Raw genomic sequence first — 3187 nt, 5'->3', positions numbered from 1 at the left:
TCTCTGCCTTCAAACTCCGTACTCACTTCTTGTGTTTCACTATCTTTCTTACCTCTACTTCCCCGCCTCTCGACGGGAGCCGAACTATAGCAAACCTACCCTCCCTTTGGCAAGCGCTATTGCATGGATACATGCAATAGTTGCGGATTATTGCACTATAACTAAATTCGTCGTTTATATTTTTAAGGAGGGGGCATTAAATCAGGTAAAAATCAGGCTAAAAAAGGGACTCAATACATATTTAGTTTTTCAGGCTACTAGTCTTATCAATCTGATCTGCTGATAAAAGCAAAAACTGCACAGCACGTTCAAAGAGTGGCTCTTTTTCCAAAAAACGAACTCTTCCGTGACTAATCATTCGCCTAAACATACGGGCACTAACTACTGAAGGCTTATTCTGTCCCTCTAAACTAAGAACAAGATTGCTAAAGTTAGGATTTACCCAATTAAGCCGCCCTATGCTTGGATTACCACCTAAATTAATTTCCAGTGCGACTCCGCTACGTAGTTTCTCCTGGATGTATTCAGGACTTAGTTCAATTTGAGTTTCTGCGGTATCTACGTCTTTACCTTCAGCCGGCAATTCTCGATCAAAAATTTGATCAAGCATTTGTACTTTTAAATCCAAGTCTTTAATTGCTTGCTCTAAATAGTGCTGATTTTTTGTCAAATTACTTGGATCATAAGATTCATTATGACCAGCTTCAGGGTTATTTACGAAGTTACTAAAATGTTCGTGAATCGCAGACAAAGTAGGTACATGGGTGAAGGTCTGAGAATGCGAGGATCGCAATACATTAGTGTGCGCATCGACCAGCCAGTTTAATAATTTTTGCTGCTGCATTAAATCCCAAGTAATTAATGCAAGGCCTTCACGTAAGGTATTCAGAATAATAGGAAGCAAAGCAAACAATTGCGCTCGGTCGTCCTCTTTGAGCTTTGGGATAATACTCCACAGCAAATCCGGTACTAGCAAGCGATAACGGCGCGCACGCTTCGAATCGCTACGCTCGGCTAGCTCAATTGAATGCACCCATGTATTTTCTAAAAAATCTTGCAAATAACTATCAATTGTCAGTCCTTGCAAGGCCTCCCCCAATTGCGCCGCAGTGTGTGCGAAACGAAGCGTGCGATTTTGTATTTGCTCAACAGCATCAATCGTGCGCTCAATATTTTTATCACTAGCCCTAAGCTCTTTGGCAATAAAGGCATCGAATTCGTCTAACATTTTGGCGAACAACGACGGACTTTCATTCTCGTCTTGCAGCAAAGCTTCCACAATACGACAAATTTCTTCGGTGATATGTTTGCCACTTGGATCGAGCTGCTTCAAACCCAAAGAAATTGATCCAATACGATTGACCAACATGCGAGCCGGATGTCCCTTTTGAGTTAGCAAAGATGTATCTCTTAAGGCAACCTTCAATACTAAAAATTGTAATCGTCCTAGCTGCGCGCGAACCTCGGCCGGGACTTGATTATCACGCAAAATAAATTCAAATAGCATCGCGACAATGTCGATAGTCATCTGCTCATCGACATTTTTAGTCATTTCATTAAGAGAAGATCTTTGCTCTAAAATAAGATTACGAACCTCGCCTTTTCCGTCCAGTATATCGGCAGTAGAGGGCGTATAAGATCGCTGCATACCACTCAAAGACTGAGAAAGATGAGTACCATTATTGGACTCTGTTTTAATCGTATCGTTGTTAACTGCCCCGTCACCACGAACGATATTATGTGCGGAGGGTATTGCTTGACCAGCCGAATCGGTAGCGTTACCGTATATCTTGCCGCTCTGATTATCGGCGCTATAAGTTTCTCTCCTATTAATACCAGAAGTACGCGGATCATAGGACGAGGCATCTGGCTGAAGCTCACTCCCAGAGTTTTGCATTCCATGCATACCGCTATTTCTAAACCCGGCTGCGGCGGCCTTATCCTCGAGAGGAGCATCATTAGAGAAAAATTTTCTTAGTGCGCTACCTACAGTCTGCCCACCTGACAACCAGCCAAATTTACTCTCTTTGGCATCTTTAGCTGCGGTGAGGTCAACGGGTTGAGGCTGTTGAGAGGCATTAGAATCCAAGCCAGAGTACTGGTTACTTGTAGATAAACCGTTGGTCATCCCACGCAAAGAATTAAATAATTGCTCCATGCGACGTTTTGGCGTGTCTGTAGAAATAGCTCTAGAGTCTACGTCATACCGCTTACCATCAATTTTATAGCTAGAAGAATCAGAAAAGCGTGATCGACTGCTCGGGGACAATTGCTCTAAATCATCGTCATCAGTCGCATCACTTATTGAGGCATCTTCCGATGATAGTAGAGTTGAAGTTGGGGATTTTTTTATTTTCAGTTGCAATTGCGCCGCCAGACCATGTTTGGCCAAATGCGTGTTTACATCGTTATAAACAGTCGATACAAACACCGCAAAATTCTCTGCCAATTGTTCCAGTAAAATCGTTGACAGGTCTGTGCTGAGTCCAAAATTTTCAATTGCAGTTGCAATACAGCGCGAGAACAAATAAGGGCGAAAAGGATTTTCTCTTTCCTTGATGGTGTCTTGACCAAATAACAATGCTACTCGAATATTAAGATCGCGCAACTGCTCTTCAGCCTCGCTGCGAAACCTTTTAGTAATATCGTTAATACGTAGTTCGTCTTCAAAAGCAGAAGAATCCACTAAAGAGAGGCTGTCCGCGCTGGCAGTCAACGCAGATGATGGACGGAAAGTATTGTAAGTGGTTTGAAAACTACGATTGAGCAACTGCTCCATACTTTTCCCCATTTGCTGGGTCAAAGATTCGCCTTTGTCTCGGAGCACCGCTCGTGCGTTCAGCAAGCGACCTTGCTCGGATGAGTAACTGGCATCTGCGCGCACAAATAAAGCCTCTATACTTCGCGGCAAAGTTTTTTGCACAGCAACTAAAAACGCGCGCATAAATTCTGCACGCGTGCTGGCTAGTAATTCGTTTGGATCCATATTCTTCCTTGTATTTAAGCTTGGCAGCTTGCATGGAGAACAATCCGAACTATAAACCAAATACCGAAGTTATGTATATTGCAATACGCTTAAAATATAAGAGCTTTTGAGGTTCTTGCAAAACGAAACACCGGAGAGTAATTTTATTGCGAGAAGCGCAAAATAGATGAGAAAGGAGCGGCCATTTCTGGCAAGATGAAA

The 3187-nt window shown here is 42.8% G+C and carries 1 protein-coding gene; it reads right to left on the bottom strand.

The features are described 5' to 3' along the window. Nucleotides 1-241: 241 nt before the first annotated feature. Nucleotides 242-2986 (bottom strand): DUF1631 family protein, encoded by a 2745-nt coding sequence (locus AAKU64_RS22260; protein WP_354335790.1) that lies wholly within the window; start codon nt 2984-2986, stop codon nt 242-244. Nucleotides 2987-3187: the final 201 nt, after the last annotated feature.

Origin of the sequence: Undibacterium sp. GrIS 1.8, assembly GCF_040544445.1 — a bacterium.
GTDB lineage: Bacteria > Pseudomonadota > Gammaproteobacteria > Burkholderiales > Burkholderiaceae_D > Undibacterium.
Note: the sequence above shows the minus strand (reverse complement) of the source record. Positions and strands in the feature narration are given on the sequence as shown.

Bases quoted from the DNA above. Each gene is read 5' to 3' on its own strand.
- AAKU64_RS22260 (WP_354335790.1), bottom strand. From the start codon at position 2,986: ATGGATCCAAACGAATTACTAGCCAGCACGCGTGCAGAATTTATGCGC.